Annotated in this window: 16 protein-coding genes and 2 pseudogenes; 9 read left to right on the top strand and 9 right to left on the bottom strand. The window is 75.3% G+C overall.

Annotation, left to right across the window (positions count from 1 at the left end):
• Positions 1-10 precede the first annotated feature (10 nt).
• Together JKP75_RS03590 and JKP75_RS03585 are read left to right on the top strand one after the other, a co-directional pair.
• On the top strand, positions 11-1,249 hold the full coding sequence (locus JKP75_RS03590; protein WP_200489154.1) for a magnesium transporter MgtE N-terminal domain-containing protein: 1,239 nt from the start codon (positions 11-13) through the stop codon (positions 1,247-1,249).
• Positions 1,242-1,787, top strand: a complete 546-nt coding sequence (locus JKP75_RS03585; protein ID WP_200489155.1) for a DUF1003 domain-containing protein — start codon at positions 1,242-1,244, stop codon at positions 1,785-1,787. The genes JKP75_RS03590 and JKP75_RS03585 overlap by 8 nt, the downstream gene beginning before the upstream one ends.
• A 16-nt stretch (positions 1,788-1,803) precedes the next feature.
• Here JKP75_RS03585 and JKP75_RS03580 read toward each other — a convergent pair whose 3' ends face one another.
• From JKP75_RS03580 to JKP75_RS03570, 3 genes are read right to left on the bottom strand one after another with little or no spacing between them, the layout of a single operon-like run.
• Entirely contained in the window at positions 1,804-2,121 is a 318-nt protein-coding gene (locus JKP75_RS03580; protein WP_200489156.1) for an AzlD domain-containing protein, read from the bottom strand.
• Positions 2,118-2,816, bottom strand: coding sequence for an AzlC family ABC transporter permease (locus JKP75_RS03575; protein WP_200489157.1), 699 nt, complete (start codon positions 2,814-2,816; stop codon positions 2,118-2,120). Before JKP75_RS03575 ends, JKP75_RS03580 begins: the two co-directional genes overlap by 4 nt.
• Positions 2,817-2,827: 11 nt before the next feature.
• On the bottom strand, positions 2,828-3,091 hold the full coding sequence (locus JKP75_RS03570; protein ID WP_242472759.1) for a hypothetical protein: 264 nt from the start codon (positions 3,089-3,091) through the stop codon (positions 2,828-2,830).
• Between the two features lie 104 nt (positions 3,092-3,195).
• On the opposite strand from JKP75_RS03570, the gene JKP75_RS03565 reads away from it, so the two are divergent.
• From JKP75_RS03565 to JKP75_RS03550, 4 genes are all read left to right on the top strand, one after another.
• The gene (locus JKP75_RS03565; protein WP_200489158.1) at positions 3,196-3,372 is read left to right on the top strand and encodes a hypothetical protein; all 177 of its coding nucleotides are present in this window, start codon (positions 3,196-3,198) and stop codon (positions 3,370-3,372) included.
• A 133-nt stretch (positions 3,373-3,505) separates the two neighbouring features.
• Positions 3,506-4,657 (top strand): Mrp/NBP35 family ATP-binding protein, encoded by a 1,152-nt coding sequence (locus JKP75_RS03560; RefSeq protein ID WP_200489159.1) that lies wholly within the window; start codon positions 3,506-3,508, stop codon positions 4,655-4,657.
• An 11-nt stretch (positions 4,658-4,668) separates the two neighbouring features.
• Positions 4,669-5,130, top strand: coding sequence for an SRPBCC family protein (locus JKP75_RS03555; protein WP_200492768.1), 462 nt, complete (start codon positions 4,669-4,671; stop codon positions 5,128-5,130).
• Positions 5,131-5,134: 4 nt separating this feature from the next.
• A complete protein-coding gene (locus JKP75_RS03550) occupies positions 5,135-5,818 on the top strand; it encodes a tyrosine-protein phosphatase (RefSeq protein WP_200489161.1) in 684 nt (227 codons plus the stop codon).
• A gap of 96 nt (positions 5,819-5,914) precedes the next feature.
• On the opposite strand, the gene JKP75_RS03545 is transcribed toward JKP75_RS03550, so the two are convergent.
• From JKP75_RS03545 to sigE, 3 genes are all read right to left on the bottom strand, one after another.
• The gene (locus JKP75_RS03545; protein WP_200489162.1) at positions 5,915-6,274 is read right to left on the bottom strand and encodes a twin-arginine translocase TatA/TatE family subunit; all 360 of its coding nucleotides are present in this window, start codon (positions 6,272-6,274) and stop codon (positions 5,915-5,917) included.
• A gap of 53 nt (positions 6,275-6,327) precedes the next feature.
• Complete coding sequence (locus tag JKP75_RS03540; protein ID WP_309229487.1) at positions 6,328-7,782, bottom strand: trypsin-like peptidase domain-containing protein; 1,455 nt, start codon at positions 7,780-7,782, stop codon at positions 6,328-6,330.
• A gap of 119 nt (positions 7,783-7,901) precedes the next feature.
• The gene (sigE, locus tag JKP75_RS23655) at positions 7,902-9,053 is read right to left on the bottom strand and encodes an RNA polymerase sigma factor SigE (protein WP_309229486.1); all 1,152 of its coding nucleotides are present in this window, start codon (positions 9,051-9,053) and stop codon (positions 7,902-7,904) included.
• A 219-nt stretch (positions 9,054-9,272) separates the two neighbouring features.
• On the opposite strand from sigE, the gene JKP75_RS03525 reads away from it, so the two are divergent.
• A complete protein-coding gene (locus JKP75_RS03525) occupies positions 9,273-9,929 on the top strand; it encodes an O-methyltransferase (RefSeq protein ID WP_200491201.1) in 657 nt (218 codons plus the stop codon).
• A gap of 234 nt (positions 9,930-10,163) precedes the next feature.
• On the opposite strand, the pseudogene JKP75_RS20380 reads toward JKP75_RS03525, so the two are convergent.
• The 3 genes and pseudogenes from JKP75_RS20380 to JKP75_RS22435 all read right to left on the bottom strand — a co-directional run.
• Positions 10,164-10,517 (bottom strand): annotated as a pseudogene (locus tag JKP75_RS20380) (2'-5' RNA ligase family protein); the annotation flags it as partial.
• A 24-nt stretch (positions 10,518-10,541) separates the two neighbouring features.
• Positions 10,542-11,090, bottom strand: coding sequence for a hypothetical protein (locus JKP75_RS22440; protein ID WP_255523272.1), 549 nt, complete (start codon positions 11,088-11,090; stop codon positions 10,542-10,544).
• A gap of 85 nt (positions 11,091-11,175) precedes the next feature.
• Positions 11,176-11,763: pseudogene (locus JKP75_RS22435) on the bottom strand (sugar phosphate nucleotidyltransferase); the annotation flags it as partial.
• 118 nt (positions 11,764-11,881) lie between these two features.
• Here JKP75_RS22435 and glgA point away from each other — a divergent pair.
• On the top strand, positions 11,882-13,069 hold the full coding sequence (gene glgA / locus JKP75_RS03510; protein WP_200489167.1) for a glycogen synthase: 1,188 nt from the start codon (positions 11,882-11,884) through the stop codon (positions 13,067-13,069).
• A gap of 294 nt (positions 13,070-13,363) precedes the next feature.
• Positions 13,364-14,269 (top strand): ABC transporter substrate-binding protein, encoded by a 906-nt coding sequence (locus JKP75_RS03505; protein ID WP_309229485.1) that lies wholly within the window; start codon positions 13,364-13,366, stop codon positions 14,267-14,269.
• Positions 14,270-14,271 lie beyond the last annotated feature (2 nt).

The following is a 14,271-nucleotide window of genomic DNA, read 5'->3' as shown; positions in this document are numbered from 1 at the left end:
CCTCAGCCCCGTGACGACGGTGAGCAGGGCGTACGTCTCGCGGCTCGCCGGGTTGACGGTGTTCGACCCCAACGGCGACCGCGTGGGCAAGGTGCGCGACGTCGTCGTCGCCCTGCGGGTGGGGACGGCCTGCCCCCGGGTGCTCGGCCTGGTCGTGGAGGTCGTCGCACGCCGGCGGATCTTCGTGCCGATGGGCCGGGTGACCGGCATCGACCAGGGCGCGGTGCTGCTGGCCTCGGGCACGATCAACCTCAAGCGCTTCGAGCAGCGGGCCGGCGAGACGCTGGTCCTGGGCGAGCTGCTGGACCGGTCGGTGCAGATCGTGGAGAGCGGCCGGCCGGCGACCGTCGTCGACGCGGGCATCGAGCAGACCCGCACCGGCGACTGGCAGATGTCGCGGCTCGCGGTGCAGGAGCCGGGCCGGCTGGGCCGCCGCGGGCAGCTGCACACCCTCGCCTGGGACGAGGTCTCGGGGCTCGCGCTGGCGCAGACCGGGCAGGGCGCGGAGACGCTGATCGCGACCTACCGCGAGCTCAACGCCGCCGACATGGCGCACGCGCTGCAGGAGCTGCCGATCAAGCGGCGGCACGAGGTCGCCGAGGCCATGGACGACGAGCGCCTGGCCGACGTCCTGGGCGAGCTGCCCGAGGCCGACCAGGTGGTCATCCTCGGCACGCTCGAGGAGCGCCGCGCCGCCGACGTCCTCGAGGAGATGGACCCCGACGACGCCGCGGACCTGCTGGCGGAGCTGTCCAACGTCGACCGCAACCGGCTGCTGGAGCTCATGGAGCCCGACGAGGCCGAGCCGGTCCGCCAGCTGCTCAAGTACTCCGAGGACACCGCCGGCGGGATCATGACCAGCGAGCCGGTGATCCTGGCGCCGGACGCCACCGTCGCCGAGGCGCTGGCGCGGGTCCGGGAGCCGGAGCTGACCCCGGCGCTGGCCAGCCAGGTGTACGTCTGCCGCCCGCCGTCGGCCACGCCCACCGGCCGCTACCTGGGCCTGGCGCACATCCAGCGGCTGCTGCGCGAACCCCCCTCGAACCTGGTGAGCGGCGTCCTCGACGACCTCGACCCGCTGCGCCCCGAGGCGCCGCTGGCCGAGGTGACCCACTACTTCGCCACCTACAACCTGGTCGCCGCCCCCGTGGTCGACGCGCAGGGCCGGCTCGTGGGCGCGGTGAGCGTGGACGACGTCCTCGACCACCTGCTGCCCGAGGACTGGCGCGAGCGGGCCCGTCGTGGCTGAGACCCCGCGGCTCGACGTCCCCAGCGGCGGGCCCCGGCGGCTGGCCTCCTGGCTGCCCCGGCTCAACCCCGACGCGGTGGGCGCGGGCGCCGAGGCGGTCGCGCGCTTCCTGGGCACCGGCCGCTACCTGGCCTGGCAGACGATCTTCGTCATCGTCTGGATCGCGCTGAACGTCGTCGCGGTGGCCTGGCGGTGGGACCCCTACCCGTTCATCCTGCTCAACCTGGCGTTCTCCACCCAGGCCGCGTACGCCGCGCCGCTGATCCTGCTGGCCCAGAACCGGCAGGCCGACCGGGACCGCGTGCAGGCCGAGGAGGACCGCTCCCGCGCCGCGCAGACCCGCGCCGACACCGAGTACCTGGCCCGCGAGCTGGCCTCGCTGCGCGTGGCGGTCGGCGAGCTGGCCACCCGCGACTTCATCCGCGGCGAGCTGAGCCGGCTGCTCGAGGACAGCGCCGAGGAGCAGGAGAAGCGCGAGAAGAAGCGCCGCAAGCGGGAGCGCGAGCAGGCCGAGGCGGCCGGCGGCGCCCAGGCCTAGCGCGGCCCGTGTCCGGTCAGCCGGTCAGCACGTGCACGCCGGCGCCGGTGGCCCCGGCCAGCACGATCACCACGATGAACGGCGCGCGCAGCGCCAGCGCCAGCGCGGCGACCGCCAGCCCGGCCAGCCGGCCGTCGACCACGAGCCGGTCGTCGCTGGTCAGGCCCTGCACCGCGACCAGGGCGGCCAGCAGCGCAGCGGGCACGAAGTCCACGACGCGGGCCACCCAGGGCTGCTCCACCCACGCCGCGGGCACCGACATCCCGGCCAGCTTGAGCAGGTAGCAGCCGACCGAGGCGACGACGACGGCCAGCCAGAGCGTGTCGGGGCTCATGCCGGCAGCTCCGCCGTCCGGGGCCGGCCGGCCAGCGCGACGGCGACCACCGCCACGATCACCTGCACGCCCGCCGGCACGAACGGCGTCAGCGCCAGCGCCACCACCGCGCCCCCGAGCGCGACCCGCCGCTGCGCGCCCGGCTCGGCCGAGCCGCGCGCGGTCAGCCGCGGCCACAGCAGCGCCAGGAAGGCGGCCGGGACGACGGAGTCCAGGGCCGCCTCGGCGGTGCCGCCCAGGCCGGAGGCGCCGAGCGCGCCGACCAGGGTCATGGCGTTCCAGCCGAGGTAGACCGTGCCGCCGGTGACCCAGAACGCCAGCCGGCCGAGCTCGCGGTCCGGCGCGGCGACGGCCATCGCCGTCGACTCGTCGATGACCAGGTGCGCCGCAGCCGCCCGCCCGGCCGCGCCGCGCGGGGCCAGCAGCGGTGCCATCCGCACGCCGTAGACGGTGTTGCGGGTGCCCAGCAGCAGCGCGCTGCCCACCGCCGCCGGCGCGCTGCCCCCGGCGCCGAGCACGCCGACCAGCGCGAACTGCGAGGCACCGGTGAACATCAGCAGCGACAGGGTCATCGCCTGCCAGGCGTCCAGTCCCGCGGCGTCGGCGGCCGCGCCGAACGCGATGCCGTAGAGGCCGACGGCGACGCCGAGCCCGACGGCGTCGCGCAGGGTGCGGGAGCGGTCGGGCGGGGCCACGGGGCCCCAGGTTAGGCGGCGCGCGTCCGGCGCCGGCGCACCGTCCGGTCGAGGATGCCGAGGGTCCCCTTGAGCGCGCTCTCCGGGACGATCGGGAAGGTGAGCAGCGACCGGTAGTCCTCCCGCAGGTTCGACCAGTCGCAGTAGGAGACGACCCGGGTGCCGCCGTCGGCGGGCTCCAGCCGGTAGCCGTAGACGTGCTGCAGCGGCGGCCGGATCGTGCCGAGGATGGTCCAGGCGATCTCCCGGTCCGGCTCGTAGGCGGTGATGACCACCTCGACGTCGTACCGCCCCCATCGGCAGGTCGCCGAGGGCCTCCCGGTCCATGTGGACGACGAACCGGTCGCCGACTGCCGAGACCGGCTCGCCCTCGGCGTCCATGAGCATCCCGGAGGCGTCGATGTCGACGTGGCCCTGCGGATCGCGCAGCACCGCGAACACCTCCGCGGGCGTCGCCGGGATCAGGCGGGCCGCCTCGATCCGCTCCGCGGCGGGCTCGTCGGGGGCGGGGACTGCGCTCGCGCTGGTCATGCGCCGCAGCATGGCACCGACCTGAGCAGCAGATCACCCCCGCGCGCGACGGCGCGCCCTCCGGGCCGCCGTACAGTGGCGACGTCCCGAGTGCGCAGGCCCCGCTCCTGTCGCGGCAGGCCACCCTCGGGCCCCCGTCGAAGGAGACAGACGCACCGATGTCCGACACCCTGACCGGCAGCCCGGCGCTCGACGCCATCACCGCCGCTCTGGCCACCGTCCAGGACCCCGAGATCAACCGCCCGCTCACCGAGCTGGGCATGGTCAAGGATGTCCAGATCGCCGAGGACGGCGCGGTCCGCGTCGAGGTCTACCTGACCGTCGCCGGCTGCCCGATGCGCGAGACGATCACCAACCGGGTCACCACCGCCGTCGGCGCCGTCCCCGGCGTGACCTCGGTGCAGGTCGGCCTGGACGTCATGAACGACGAGCAGCGTGCCGAGCTGCGCAAGACCGTCCGCGGCACCGACGTCGCCGACCCGGTCATCCCCTTCGCCCAGCCCGGCTCGCTGACCCGCGTCTACGCGGTCGCCTCCGGCAAGGGCGGCGTCGGCAAGTCCTCGGTGACGGTGAACCTCGCCGCGGCCCTGGCCAAGCGCGGGTTGTCCGTGGGCGTCGTCGACGCCGACATCTACGGCCACTCCGTGCCCCGGATGCTCGGCACCGACGAGAAGCCGACCCAGGTCGACAGCATGATCATGCCGCCGCAGGCGATGGGCGTGAAGCTCATCTCGATCGGCATGTTCACCCCCGGGAACACCCCGGTCGTGTGGCGCGGGCCGATGCTGCACCGCGCGCTGCAGCAGTTCCTCGCCGACGTGTGGTGGGGCGACCTGGACGTCCTGCTGCTGGACCTCCCCCCGGGCACCGGCGACGTCGCGATCTCCATCGCGCAGCTGCTGCCGAACGCCGAGATCCTCATCGTGACCACCCCGCAGCTGGCCGCCGCCGAGGTGGCCGAGCGCGCCGGCGCGATCGCGACGCAGACCCACCAGCAGGTCGTCGGCGTCATCGAGAACATGTCGTGGCTGGACCTGCCCGACGGCTCCCGCATGGAGGTCTTCGGCGCCGGCGGCGGCGAGGCGGTCTCCGATGCGCTCACCAAGACCCTCGGTGCCCGCGTGCCGGTGCTCGGGCAGATCCCGCTCGACACCCGCCTGCGCGAGGCCGGCGACGCCGGTGCCCCGATCGTCCTCGCCGAGCCGGAGTCCCCGGCCGCGGTGGCGCTCCAGAAGATCGCCGACGGGCTGGCCAGCCGGCAGCGCGGCCTGCAGGGCATGTCGCTGGGGCTCACCCCCGTCCGGAAGTAGCCGGCACCGGGGTGACCGAGAAGCTGATCTCCGAGAGCACGACCGTCGACGCCCCGCCGGAGGTCGTCTTCGCGATCCTCGCCGACCCCCGCCAGCACTCACGGATCGACGGCTCCGGCTCGGTCGGCGCGGTCCTCAGCGCCCCGGAGCGGCTCACCGGCACCGGCCAGACGTTCACCGTGCGGATGAAGCTCTTCGGCGTCCCCTACGTCATCCCCAACCGGGTCGTCGAGTTCGAGGAGGGCCGGCTCATCGCCTGGCGGCACTTCACCGCCAACCGCTGGCGCTACGAGCTCGCCCCCACCTCCGACGGCGGGACGACGGTCACCGAGACCTTCGACGCCTCGCGGGCCGACGGCCTCACCGACGCGATCGTCCGCGCCGCGAAGTTCCCCGAGCGCAACCGCGCCGGCATCCTCGGCACGCTGCAGCGGCTCAAGCAGGCCGCGGAGACCGACGCCGCGGTCCGCTAGCCGGGTGGACGCCCGGCCCGCCCGTTCGCGCGGTGTCCTGCGCGGCTTCGCGAACTCCGCCGATCTCGGCGGTCTGCCCGCCCCCCGAGGCTCGGAGGTTCCGACGGGCCGCGTGATCCGCGCGAACACCCCCGCAAGGCTGAGCGAGGAGGACCTGGCCGCCGCACACGCGGTCCGGTTCGCTGTGGTCCTCGACCTCCGCTCGTCCGAGGAGCTGGTGGCCTGCCCGCACCCGTTGGCCAATTCACCGGCGTACCGCTGGCTTCCGCTCATCGACCCCGCCGCCGAGGCAGGGGAAGACTTCAGCCGGTATCGCACGCTCGGGGAGATCTACAGCAGCAGCCTGCAGCGCAACGCCGCACACATCGCGGCCATCTTCGGCGCAGTGGCCAGCGCGCCGCCCGGACCGGTCCTCATCTCGTGCCGGGCGGGCCGTGACCGCACCGGGATGATCGCAGCCCTGCTGCTCGACCTGGCCGGGGTCGACCGACAGGCGATCGCCGCCGACCACGCTCTCCCCCCGGCCGGCACCTGCGGGACGAACGCGGCAGATCCAGCCTCCGGGGACGACATCCTGGAAATGCTCGACCACGTGAGCGCTGCCTACGGCTCAACGGCGCAGTACCTCCGCTGGCTCGGCCTCGACGGCGGCACCGTCGACTCGCTGAGTCGACGGCTGGCAGCGTGACCTCTGACCGCGAGGTCGGAGATCACCGCGCACTCAGGGTTGTCGACGCCGGTCGGCGAGCAACCCTGGGTGTGAACTGATCACCGGGCGGCCGGGCTAGGTCGCGTCGGGGTCGAACGGGGGCGGCACGTTCCGGTCCCGCGGCCGGGCGGCGGCCGGCGCGGCGGCGGCCGCGGTCGCCGTGGCCCCCCGGCCGACCGCCTCGTCGTCCTCGAACAGCTGGCTGCGGATGAACGTCCGCGGGTGGTACTTGCGCAGGTCCAGGTCGCGCAGCTCGGGCAGGTCGTCGCCGAGGGTCTCGTTCACCTGGGCGCGCACGCCGCTGATCGCCGTCCGCAGCTTCTTGATCCCGGCCGCGGCGTCCTTGGCCAGGTGCGGCAGCCGCTCGGGACCGAAGATGAACAGCGCGGCGAGCGCCAGGACGATGAGCTCGCCCCAGCCGATCGAGTCGAACACCGCCGCTCCCGTTCCTCACCGGCCCGGACGGGCCGACTCCAGAGTAGGCGGCGTCAGGCCGCGTCCAGCGTGGCCCGCAGCTCCTGCGAGCTCCCGTCGCGCACGACCTCGACGGTGACCTCCTCGCCGGGGGCGTACCGGTCGACGGCGACGACGAGCTCCTCCGAGCTGCCCACCGGGTTCCCGGCGATCGCGATGATCACGTCCCGCTCGCGCAGGCCCGCGTCCGCCGCGGCGCTGCCCGGCTCGACGTTGAGCACCAGGGCGCCGTCGCGGGCGCCGTCGGTGACCGAGCGGGCGTTCACGCCCAGCGAGGAGTGCACCGCGCTACCGGTGGAGATGAGCTGCTCGGCGATGTCCTTCACGGTGTCGACCGGGATGGCGAAGCCCAGCCCGATCGAGCCGCCGGTGGTGCCGTTGCCCCCGAGCGAGGCGATCGCGGTGTTGATGCCCACCAGCGCGCCGGTCTCGTCGACCAGCGCGCCGCCGGAGTTGCCCGGGTTGATCGGGGCGTCGGTCTGCACCGCGCTGATGACGGCGTTGGTGTCGCTGCCCTCGCCGGCCAGCCGGACCGGGCGCTCCAGCGCGCTGACGATGCCGCTGGTGACCGTGCCGGCCAGCCCGAGCGGCGAGCCGATGGCGACCACGGGCTCGCCGACGACGACGCTCTCCGAGGTCCCCAGCGCGATCTCGACCAGGCCGGGCTTCTCGACCTTGATGACGGCGAGATCGCTGGCCGGGTCGCGGCCGACGATCCGCGCCGCCGAGCCGCTGCCGTCGGAGAAGACCGCGCGGATCTCGGCGCCGTCGACGTCCTGGGCACCGGAGACGACGTGGTTGTTGGTGACGATGTAGCCCTCGTCGCCGTCGATGACGACGCCGGAACCGGTCGCGCCGGACTCGCCGACGCGCACCTCGATGGACACCACCGCGGGGGTCACCGCGGCGGCGATCGCGGAGACCGACCCGGGCTCGCCAGGACTGCCCGGATCGACCTGGGCCAGCGTCGTGCCCGGCGAGAGCAGGGGCGACTCGGGGGTGGCGCGGGTGAGGAACCAGCCGACCCCGCCGCCCACGGCGCCCACCAGCAGGACGGCGAGCAGGACCAGCGCGGACAGCCGCACGGAGACGTCCCGCAGCCGGACCTTCTTCCGGCCCTTCGCGTCGACGACGATCGGGCCGGGCTGCTCCTCGGGCTCCGCCGGGAAGACCGCGGGCGCGCCGAGGCCGGCGGGCGCGTACGGATCGCGCCAGGGGTCGCTGCGGGCGTCGGACTTCCACCACGGCCCGGCCGCGGTGCGCCGGCGGCCGGGGCGGCCCGCCGGGGGGTCCTGCAGGCCGCGGCGGCCCGGCGCGGGCGGCCCGAACGCGCGGATCAGCGCCTCGGGGGGCGGCGGAGGGACGGGACGGGCCGGCGGCTGCGGGCGGTCCCCGGCGAAGCTGCCGGCCACGCTGCCGGGCCGGCCGAACGCCGCCTGCTGGTCGGGACCGGGCTCGGGCGCGGTCACCCGGCGCGGCGCGAGCCGGTCGGGTGCGGCGCCGAAGGAGCCGTCGGTGCCGGGCGGCCGCGCGAAGGCGGCCTCCTCCGGGGCGGCGTCCGGCGGGGTGCCGGAGTCGTCGGAACCGGTCAGGGGGTGCCGCCCGGCTCGACGAACGGGAGCGTCGCCCCGGTGTTCAACGTCCGCACCACCGGCGGGACGACGTCGGTGTGCTCGCGGACGGCGGAGTCGGCGCTGCCACCCGGGGCCACCGGGACGTCGGGCGGCAGGTTGAGGGCCAGCGCGGTGACGCCTGCCCCGAGGCCGGCGAGCGTGCCGACCAGCCCGCGGCGCAGCCAGCGGGCGTGGTCGGGGCGGTGCGGGCGCTCCTCGGGGGCGAGGTCGACCTCGAAGGCGCCGCCGTCGCGCACGGTGAACCGGCCGGCATCGCCGCCGAGGGACATCGGGCCGGGCCCGGAGCCGGGGACGTCGGCGGTGAACGGGATGGCGCACAGCCGCGACACCAGGTCACCGGGGACGGCGACCTCCTGCGAACCGTGCAGGGCGTCCTTGGCCTCGCGCTGCGCCTGGACGGCCATCCGGCACTGCAGGCACCCGGCGAGGTGCCGGGCGGCGCGGGCGGCCGGGCCGGCGGTCAGCTCGCCGTCCACGAGGGCGGCGATCGCCTCCTGCGCCAGGTGGCTCTCCGGCAGGCTCATCGGGCACCTCCCCCGAGGACGACGTCGTCGTCGCTGATCACGCGGCCGGGCGCCAGGTGGGCCAGGGCCTGCCGCAGCTGCACGCGGCCGCGGTGGATGCGGCTGCGCACGGTGCCGAGCTTGATGCCCAGGGTCGCCGTCGATCTCCTCGTAGGTCAGCCCCTCGATGTCGCAGAGGACGACGGCGACGCGGAACTCGGGCGACAGCGCGTCGAGCGCGGCCTGGATCTGCGGGTCGAGGTGGGTGTCGGCGTAGACCTGCTCGGGGCTGGGCGCCCGGCCGGGCAGCCGCTCGGTGTCCTCGGGCAGCGCGTCGAAGCGAATCCGCTGCCGGCGCCGGACCATGTCGAGGAAGAGGTTGGTGGTGATGCGGTGCAGCCAGCCCTCGAAGGTGCCGGGCGAGAAGTCGGCCAGGGAGCGGAAGACCCGGACGAACGTCTCCTGGGTGAGGTCCTCGGCGTCCTGCGGGTTGCCCGAGAGGCGGTAGGCCAGCCGGTACACGCGGGCCGAGTGCTCGCGCACGACCTGCTCCCAGGTGGGCGCGACCCAGACCTCGGCCTCGGGGCGGGTCGGCTCGGTCACGGCGCCAGTATCCCCGACGGCGGCCGGGGTCACCGGATCGGCGTCGGAGGGTCGTGCGGGGCACGGGTCGCGTCAGGGCCACGTCCGGTCCAACGGGGCGGCCCGCAGGCGGTGTTCCCCCGCCCCGTTGTTCCCAGCGAACTCACAGCCCCCGCCCTCCCCCGCGTCCCGGCGGCGGTCGCGCGACGCGCCGTCACCGGCAACTACCCTCGGCCGGTGATGAGCGCCCACCCACCGCCGCCGGGGAGCGGCTCGGAGGGCGCCGCCTGGGCCGACCGCTTCGCCACCGAGACGGCCGAGATGACCGACGCGCGCGACCGCGCCGCCCGCCTGACCGGCCCGCCCCCGGTGCAGCCCGCCGTCGGCGCGACCCTGGCGCTGCTCGCCTCCGGCGCCGAGGCCCGGTCGGTGGTGTCGATCGGCAGCGGCGGCGGGCTGGCCGGCCTGTGGCTGCTGCGCGGCATGCGGCCCGACGGCGTCCTCACCGCCCTGGACGGCGACCCCGAGCAGCTGCGCGCCGCCCGCGCCGCGTTCGCCGGCGCCGGCGTGCCGGCGGGCCGGACCCGGCTGATCTTCGGCACCCCCGCCGAGGTGCTGCCCCGGCTCTCCCCCGGCGCCTACGACCTGGTCGTCTGCGCGGGCCCGCCGCGGGAGTACGCCGCCCAGCTGCCCGGCCTGCTCGACCTGGTGCGGGTCGGGGGCACGCTCACCTGCCACGGCCTGCTCGCCGGCGGGCGGATCGCCGACCGCGCCGCCCGCGATCCGCAGACCGTCGCCTGGCGGGAGATCGCCCGCGCCGTGAAGGAGGACGAGCGGCTCCTGTCGGCCGTCCTCCCCATCGGCGAGGGCCTGCTGGTCGCGACCCGGCGCAGCTAGGGCGCACCCCCGCCGAGTGCGGAGTTGATGCCGCCCACGCCGGCGCGCCGTCCCGTGTCGGCGACCGCAACCCAGCACTCGGCGGCTCAGCCGAACCCGAACTCGGCGACCGGCTCCCACGGTCCGCCGAGGTAACGCCACAGCCCCAGGCCGCGGGCGCCGACGTCGTGCGGCGCGAACTCCCACGAGCAGCCGCTGGTGCAGCGCCCGGGCCACCTCGGGGGCGACCTTGTTCTGCACGGTGACGTGCGCGGCGTGCTCCTGCCGGTCCTGCGGCGTCAGCCAGGGCCGCCACGCCGCCGCCAGGCCGGCCCGCAGCGCGGTCAGCTCCGGCGCGGTCAGCGCGTAGGCGACGCCCCGGCCGAGGAAGCGCACCCCGGTCACCGCGACGTCGAACGGCGGGCGATCGGCGGCCGCCGCGAGGTCCTGCCGCACCGCGTCGAGCTGCTCGCCCGGCAGCGCGTGGAACAGCGTCACGTGCGCCGCGAGGTGGTTGCGCTCGGGCGGGAAGTGCTGCGCCCGCAGCCGGTCGAAACGCTGCTGCGCGGCGTCCTCCAGCAGCAGCGTGACGACCAGCGGCTCCCTCACAGCAGCTCCGTCACAGCAGCCCGGTCACAGCAGGGCGCGGGCGCCCTTGCCCAGCACCGTCACGCCGCCGGCGCTGACGTCGTAGCGCTCCCGGTCCACGTCGAGGTCGACGCCGATCCGCGCACCCGGCGGCACGATCACGTTCTTGTCGAGGATCGCGCGGCGCACGACCGCGCCCTCGCCGATGACGACGCCGTCCATGACGACGCTGCCCTCGACCCGCGCGCCCCGCTCCACGCGGACCCCCGGCGAGATCACCGACCCGTGCACCGCGCCGCCGCCGATGATCGCCCCGGCGCTGACCATCGACTCCTCGGCCCGGCCGCCCAGCACGAACTTGGCCGGCGGCAGCTGCGGCGGCAGGGTGTAGATCGGCCAGCGGTCGTTGTAGAGGTTGAAGACCGGGGTCACCGAGACCAGGTCCATGTGCGCGTCGTAGTAGGAGTCGATCGTCCCGACGTCGCGCCAGTAGCCGTGGTCGCGCTCGGTGGCACCGGGGACGACGTTGGTCGAGAAGTCGTAGACCCACGCCTCCCCGCGCTCGGCGAGCATCGGCATGATCGAGCCGCCCATGTCGTGCACGGAGCTCTCGTCGGTCGGCGTCGGTGCGCAGCGCCTCGAGCAGGGCGTCGGTGGTGAAGACGTAGTTGCCCATGGAGGCGAAGCTCTCCTCGGGCGAGTCCGGCAGCCCCGGCGGGTCCGCCGGCTTCTCCAGGAACCCGCGCACCTTGCCGTCGGCGTCCGCGTCGATGACGCCGAACTCGGTGGCCTCGCGGCGCGGCACGCGCAGCCCCGCGATCGTGACGCCGGCGCCGGTCTGCAGGTGCTGGTCGATCATCTGCCGCGGGTCCATGCGGTAGACGTGGTCGGCGCCGAAGACGACGACGATGTCGGGGCGCTCGTCGTAGATCAGGTTGAGGCTCTGGTAGATCGCGTCCGCGCTGCCGGTGTACCAGCGCGGCCCGAGCCGCTGCTGCGCCGGCATCGGGGCCACGAAGCCGCCCAGCAGCTGCGACATCCGCCAGGTGGTGGTGATGTGCCGGTCCAGGCTGTGGCTCTTGTACTGGGTCAGGACGGCGATCTGCCGGATGTCGCCGTTGACCAGGTTGGAGAGCACGAAGTCGATGAGGCGGTAGTTGCCGCCGAAGGGCACCGCCGGCTTCGCGCGGTCCCGGGTGAGCGGCGACAACCGCTTCCCCTCACCGCCCGCCAGGACGATGCCGAGAACCCGAGGACCGCCACGCATGCCCGCAACGTATCCGGCATCCGCCGCCGCCACTCCTCCACCGGCCCCGGCTCACCCCTCCGGGGGCCGGATCGCCCGCCGCCGGGAGCGCGGGGCCTGCTGCCCTTACGGTGACGGCGTGCGCATCGGCATCGTGACCCGCGAGTGGCCACCGGACGTCTACGGCGGGGCCGGGGTGCACGTCGAGCACCTGGTCGCCGCGCTGCGCGCCCTCCCGGCGGGGGCGGACGGCAGCACCGTCGACGTCGACGTGCACTGCTTCGGCGAGCCGCGCGACGACGCCACGGCCCACGCCGTCCCCGCGGGGCTGGCCGGGGCCAACGGCGCGCTGCAGGCCCTCGGCGTCGACGTCGAGATCGCCGCCGCGCTGGGCGGGGCCGACCTCGTGCACAGCCACACCTGGTACGCCAACACCGCCGGGCTGCTCGCGGCCCTGGTGCACGGCGCCCCGCACGTGGTCACCGCCCACTCGCTGGAGCCCCGCCGGCCGTGGAAGGCCGACCAGCTGGCCGGCGGCTACCGGCTCTCCTCCTGGGCCGAGCGCACGGCCTACCTGGCCGCCGACGCCGTCATCGCGGTCAGCGCCGGGATGCGCACCGACGTCCTCGACGTCTACCCCGACCTCGACCCCGCCCGCGTGCACGTCGTCGGCAACGGGGTGGACGCCGAGGCCTACCGCCCCGTCGACGCGCCGGACACGGTGCGCGCGCTCGGCGTCGACCCCGACCGGCCCTACGCGCTGTTCGTCGGCCGGATCACCCGCCAGAAGGGGCTGGTGCACCTGCTGGCCGCGGCCGAGCAGCTGCCGCCCGACGTGGGCCTGGTGCTGTGCGCCGGCGCCGCGGACACACCGGCCGAGCGCGAGCAGGTGGCCGACGCCGTCGCCGGGCTGCAGGCCCGCCGCGAGGGCGTGGTGTGGATCGAGCAGATGCTGCCGCGCGAGCAGCTGGTCCCGCTGGTCTCGGGCGCGACGGTGTTCGTCGTCCCGTCGGTCTACGAGCCGCTGGGCATCGTCAACCTGGAGGCCGCGGCCTGCGGCACCGCCGTCGTCGCCAGCGCCGTGGGCGGCATCCCCGAGGTCGTCGACGACGGCCGCACCGGGCTGCTGGTCCCCTACGACCCGGCGGACCCCGAGGCGTTCGCGAGCAAGCTGGCGGCCCGGATGACCGAGCTGCTGCGCGACCCCGACCGGGCGGCGCGCATGGGCGCGGCGGGCCGCGAGCGGGTGCTCGCCGAGTTCGGCTGGCCGGCGATCGCCCGGCAGACCGTCGAGGTCTACGCCGCCGTCCTGGCGGCGCGGCCCTAGCCGCGCCGCTGGTACCTTTCCCCCGCCGGCCCGTGCGCCGGTGACGCAGCAGCAGCGAAGTCCGGTGCGAACCCGGCGCTGTCCCGCAACTGTGAGCGGCCCCCTGCCCGACGCGGCGGAGCCCGAGCCAGATCGCCTGCTCTGCGCCGTGCATCCGACCCTCGCGGCAGGGGTCGCGCACCGGGCGTCGGGTCAGCTCGGAGGCGACCTCCGCCGCCTCTCCTGGAGGCCCTCCCCTTGTCCGGTTCCCTTCCCCGGGCTGCGCGGTCCGCAGCGCGCCTGCGCCTCGCGGCGGTGCCCGTCGCGCTGCTGCTGACCCTGACCGCCTGCGGCGACGACGCGTCCGACGACGCCGGTGACGCCGCCGCCTCCTCGTCTGAGGCCGCCGACTTCCCGGTGACCCTCACCGCCGACAACGGCGAGGTGACCCTCGAGGAGCAGCCCGAGGCCATCGTCTCGATGTCGCCCTCGGCCACCGAGATGCTCTTCGCCGTCGGTGCCGGGGACCAGGTCGAGGCCGTCGACAGCAACTCCAACTTCCCCGAGGGCGTGCCGACGACCGACCTGTCGTCGTTCACCCCCAACGCCGAGGCGATCGTCGGGTACTCGCCGGACCTGGTCGTGCTCAGCGACGACATCGGCGGCATCGTCGACGCGCTCGAGGGCCTCGACGTCCCGGTGCTGCTGCTCGGCGCGGCCGAGGACCTGGACGACACCTACGCGCAGATGGAGCTGCTCGGCGAGGCCACCGGCCACGCCGAGCAGGCGGCCGAGGCCGTGGCCGACGTGCAGGACCGCATCGACGCCGCGGTCGCCTCGGTCACCGCCGACGTCTCGGGCCAGCGGGTCTACCACGAGCTGGACCCGGGCCTGTACTCCGCGGACAGCTCCACCTTCATCGGCAGCATCTACACGCTGTTCGGCCTGGAGAACATCGCCGACGGCGCCCCCGACCCCAGCGGCGGCTACCCGCAGCTGTCGGCCGAGTACGTCGTCGAGCAGGCGCCGGACATCATCGTGCTGGCCGACACCAAGTGCTGCGGCGAGAGCGCGCAGACCGTCGCCGCGCGGCCCGCCTTCGGCACCGTGCCCGCCGTCGTCGACGGTCGCATCGTCGAGGCCGACGACGACGTCGTCTCCCGCTGGGGCCCGCGCGTCGCGGACTTCGCCGAGAGCGTGGCCGGGGTCCTGCAGGGCTGAGC

The organism is Blastococcus sp. TML/M2B, assembly GCF_016612865.1.
In the GTDB taxonomy this organism is placed as follows: Bacteria; Actinomycetota; Actinomycetes; order Mycobacteriales; family Geodermatophilaceae; genus Blastococcus.
The sequence above is the reverse complement of the archived record's forward strand: the minus strand, read 5'-3'. Positions and strand labels throughout refer to the sequence as shown.

Bases quoted from the DNA above. Each gene is read 5' to 3' on its own strand.
- JKP75_RS03580 (WP_200489156.1), bottom strand. From the start codon at position 2,121: ATGAGCCCCGACACGCTCTGGCTGGCCGTCGTCGTCGCCTCGGTCGGC.
- JKP75_RS22440 (WP_255523272.1), bottom strand. From the start codon at position 11,090: ATGGGCGGCTCGATCATGCCGATGCTCGCCGAGCGCGGGGAGGCGTGG.
- JKP75_RS03565 (WP_200489158.1), top strand. From the start codon at position 3,196: ATGAGCATCCCGGAGGCGTCGATGTCGACGTGGCCCTGCGGATCGCGC.
- JKP75_RS03525 (WP_200491201.1), top strand. From the start codon at position 9,273: ATGAGCGCCCACCCACCGCCGCCGGGGAGCGGCTCGGAGGGCGCCGCC.
- JKP75_RS03560 (WP_200489159.1), top strand. From the start codon at position 3,506: ATGTCCGACACCCTGACCGGCAGCCCGGCGCTCGACGCCATCACCGCC.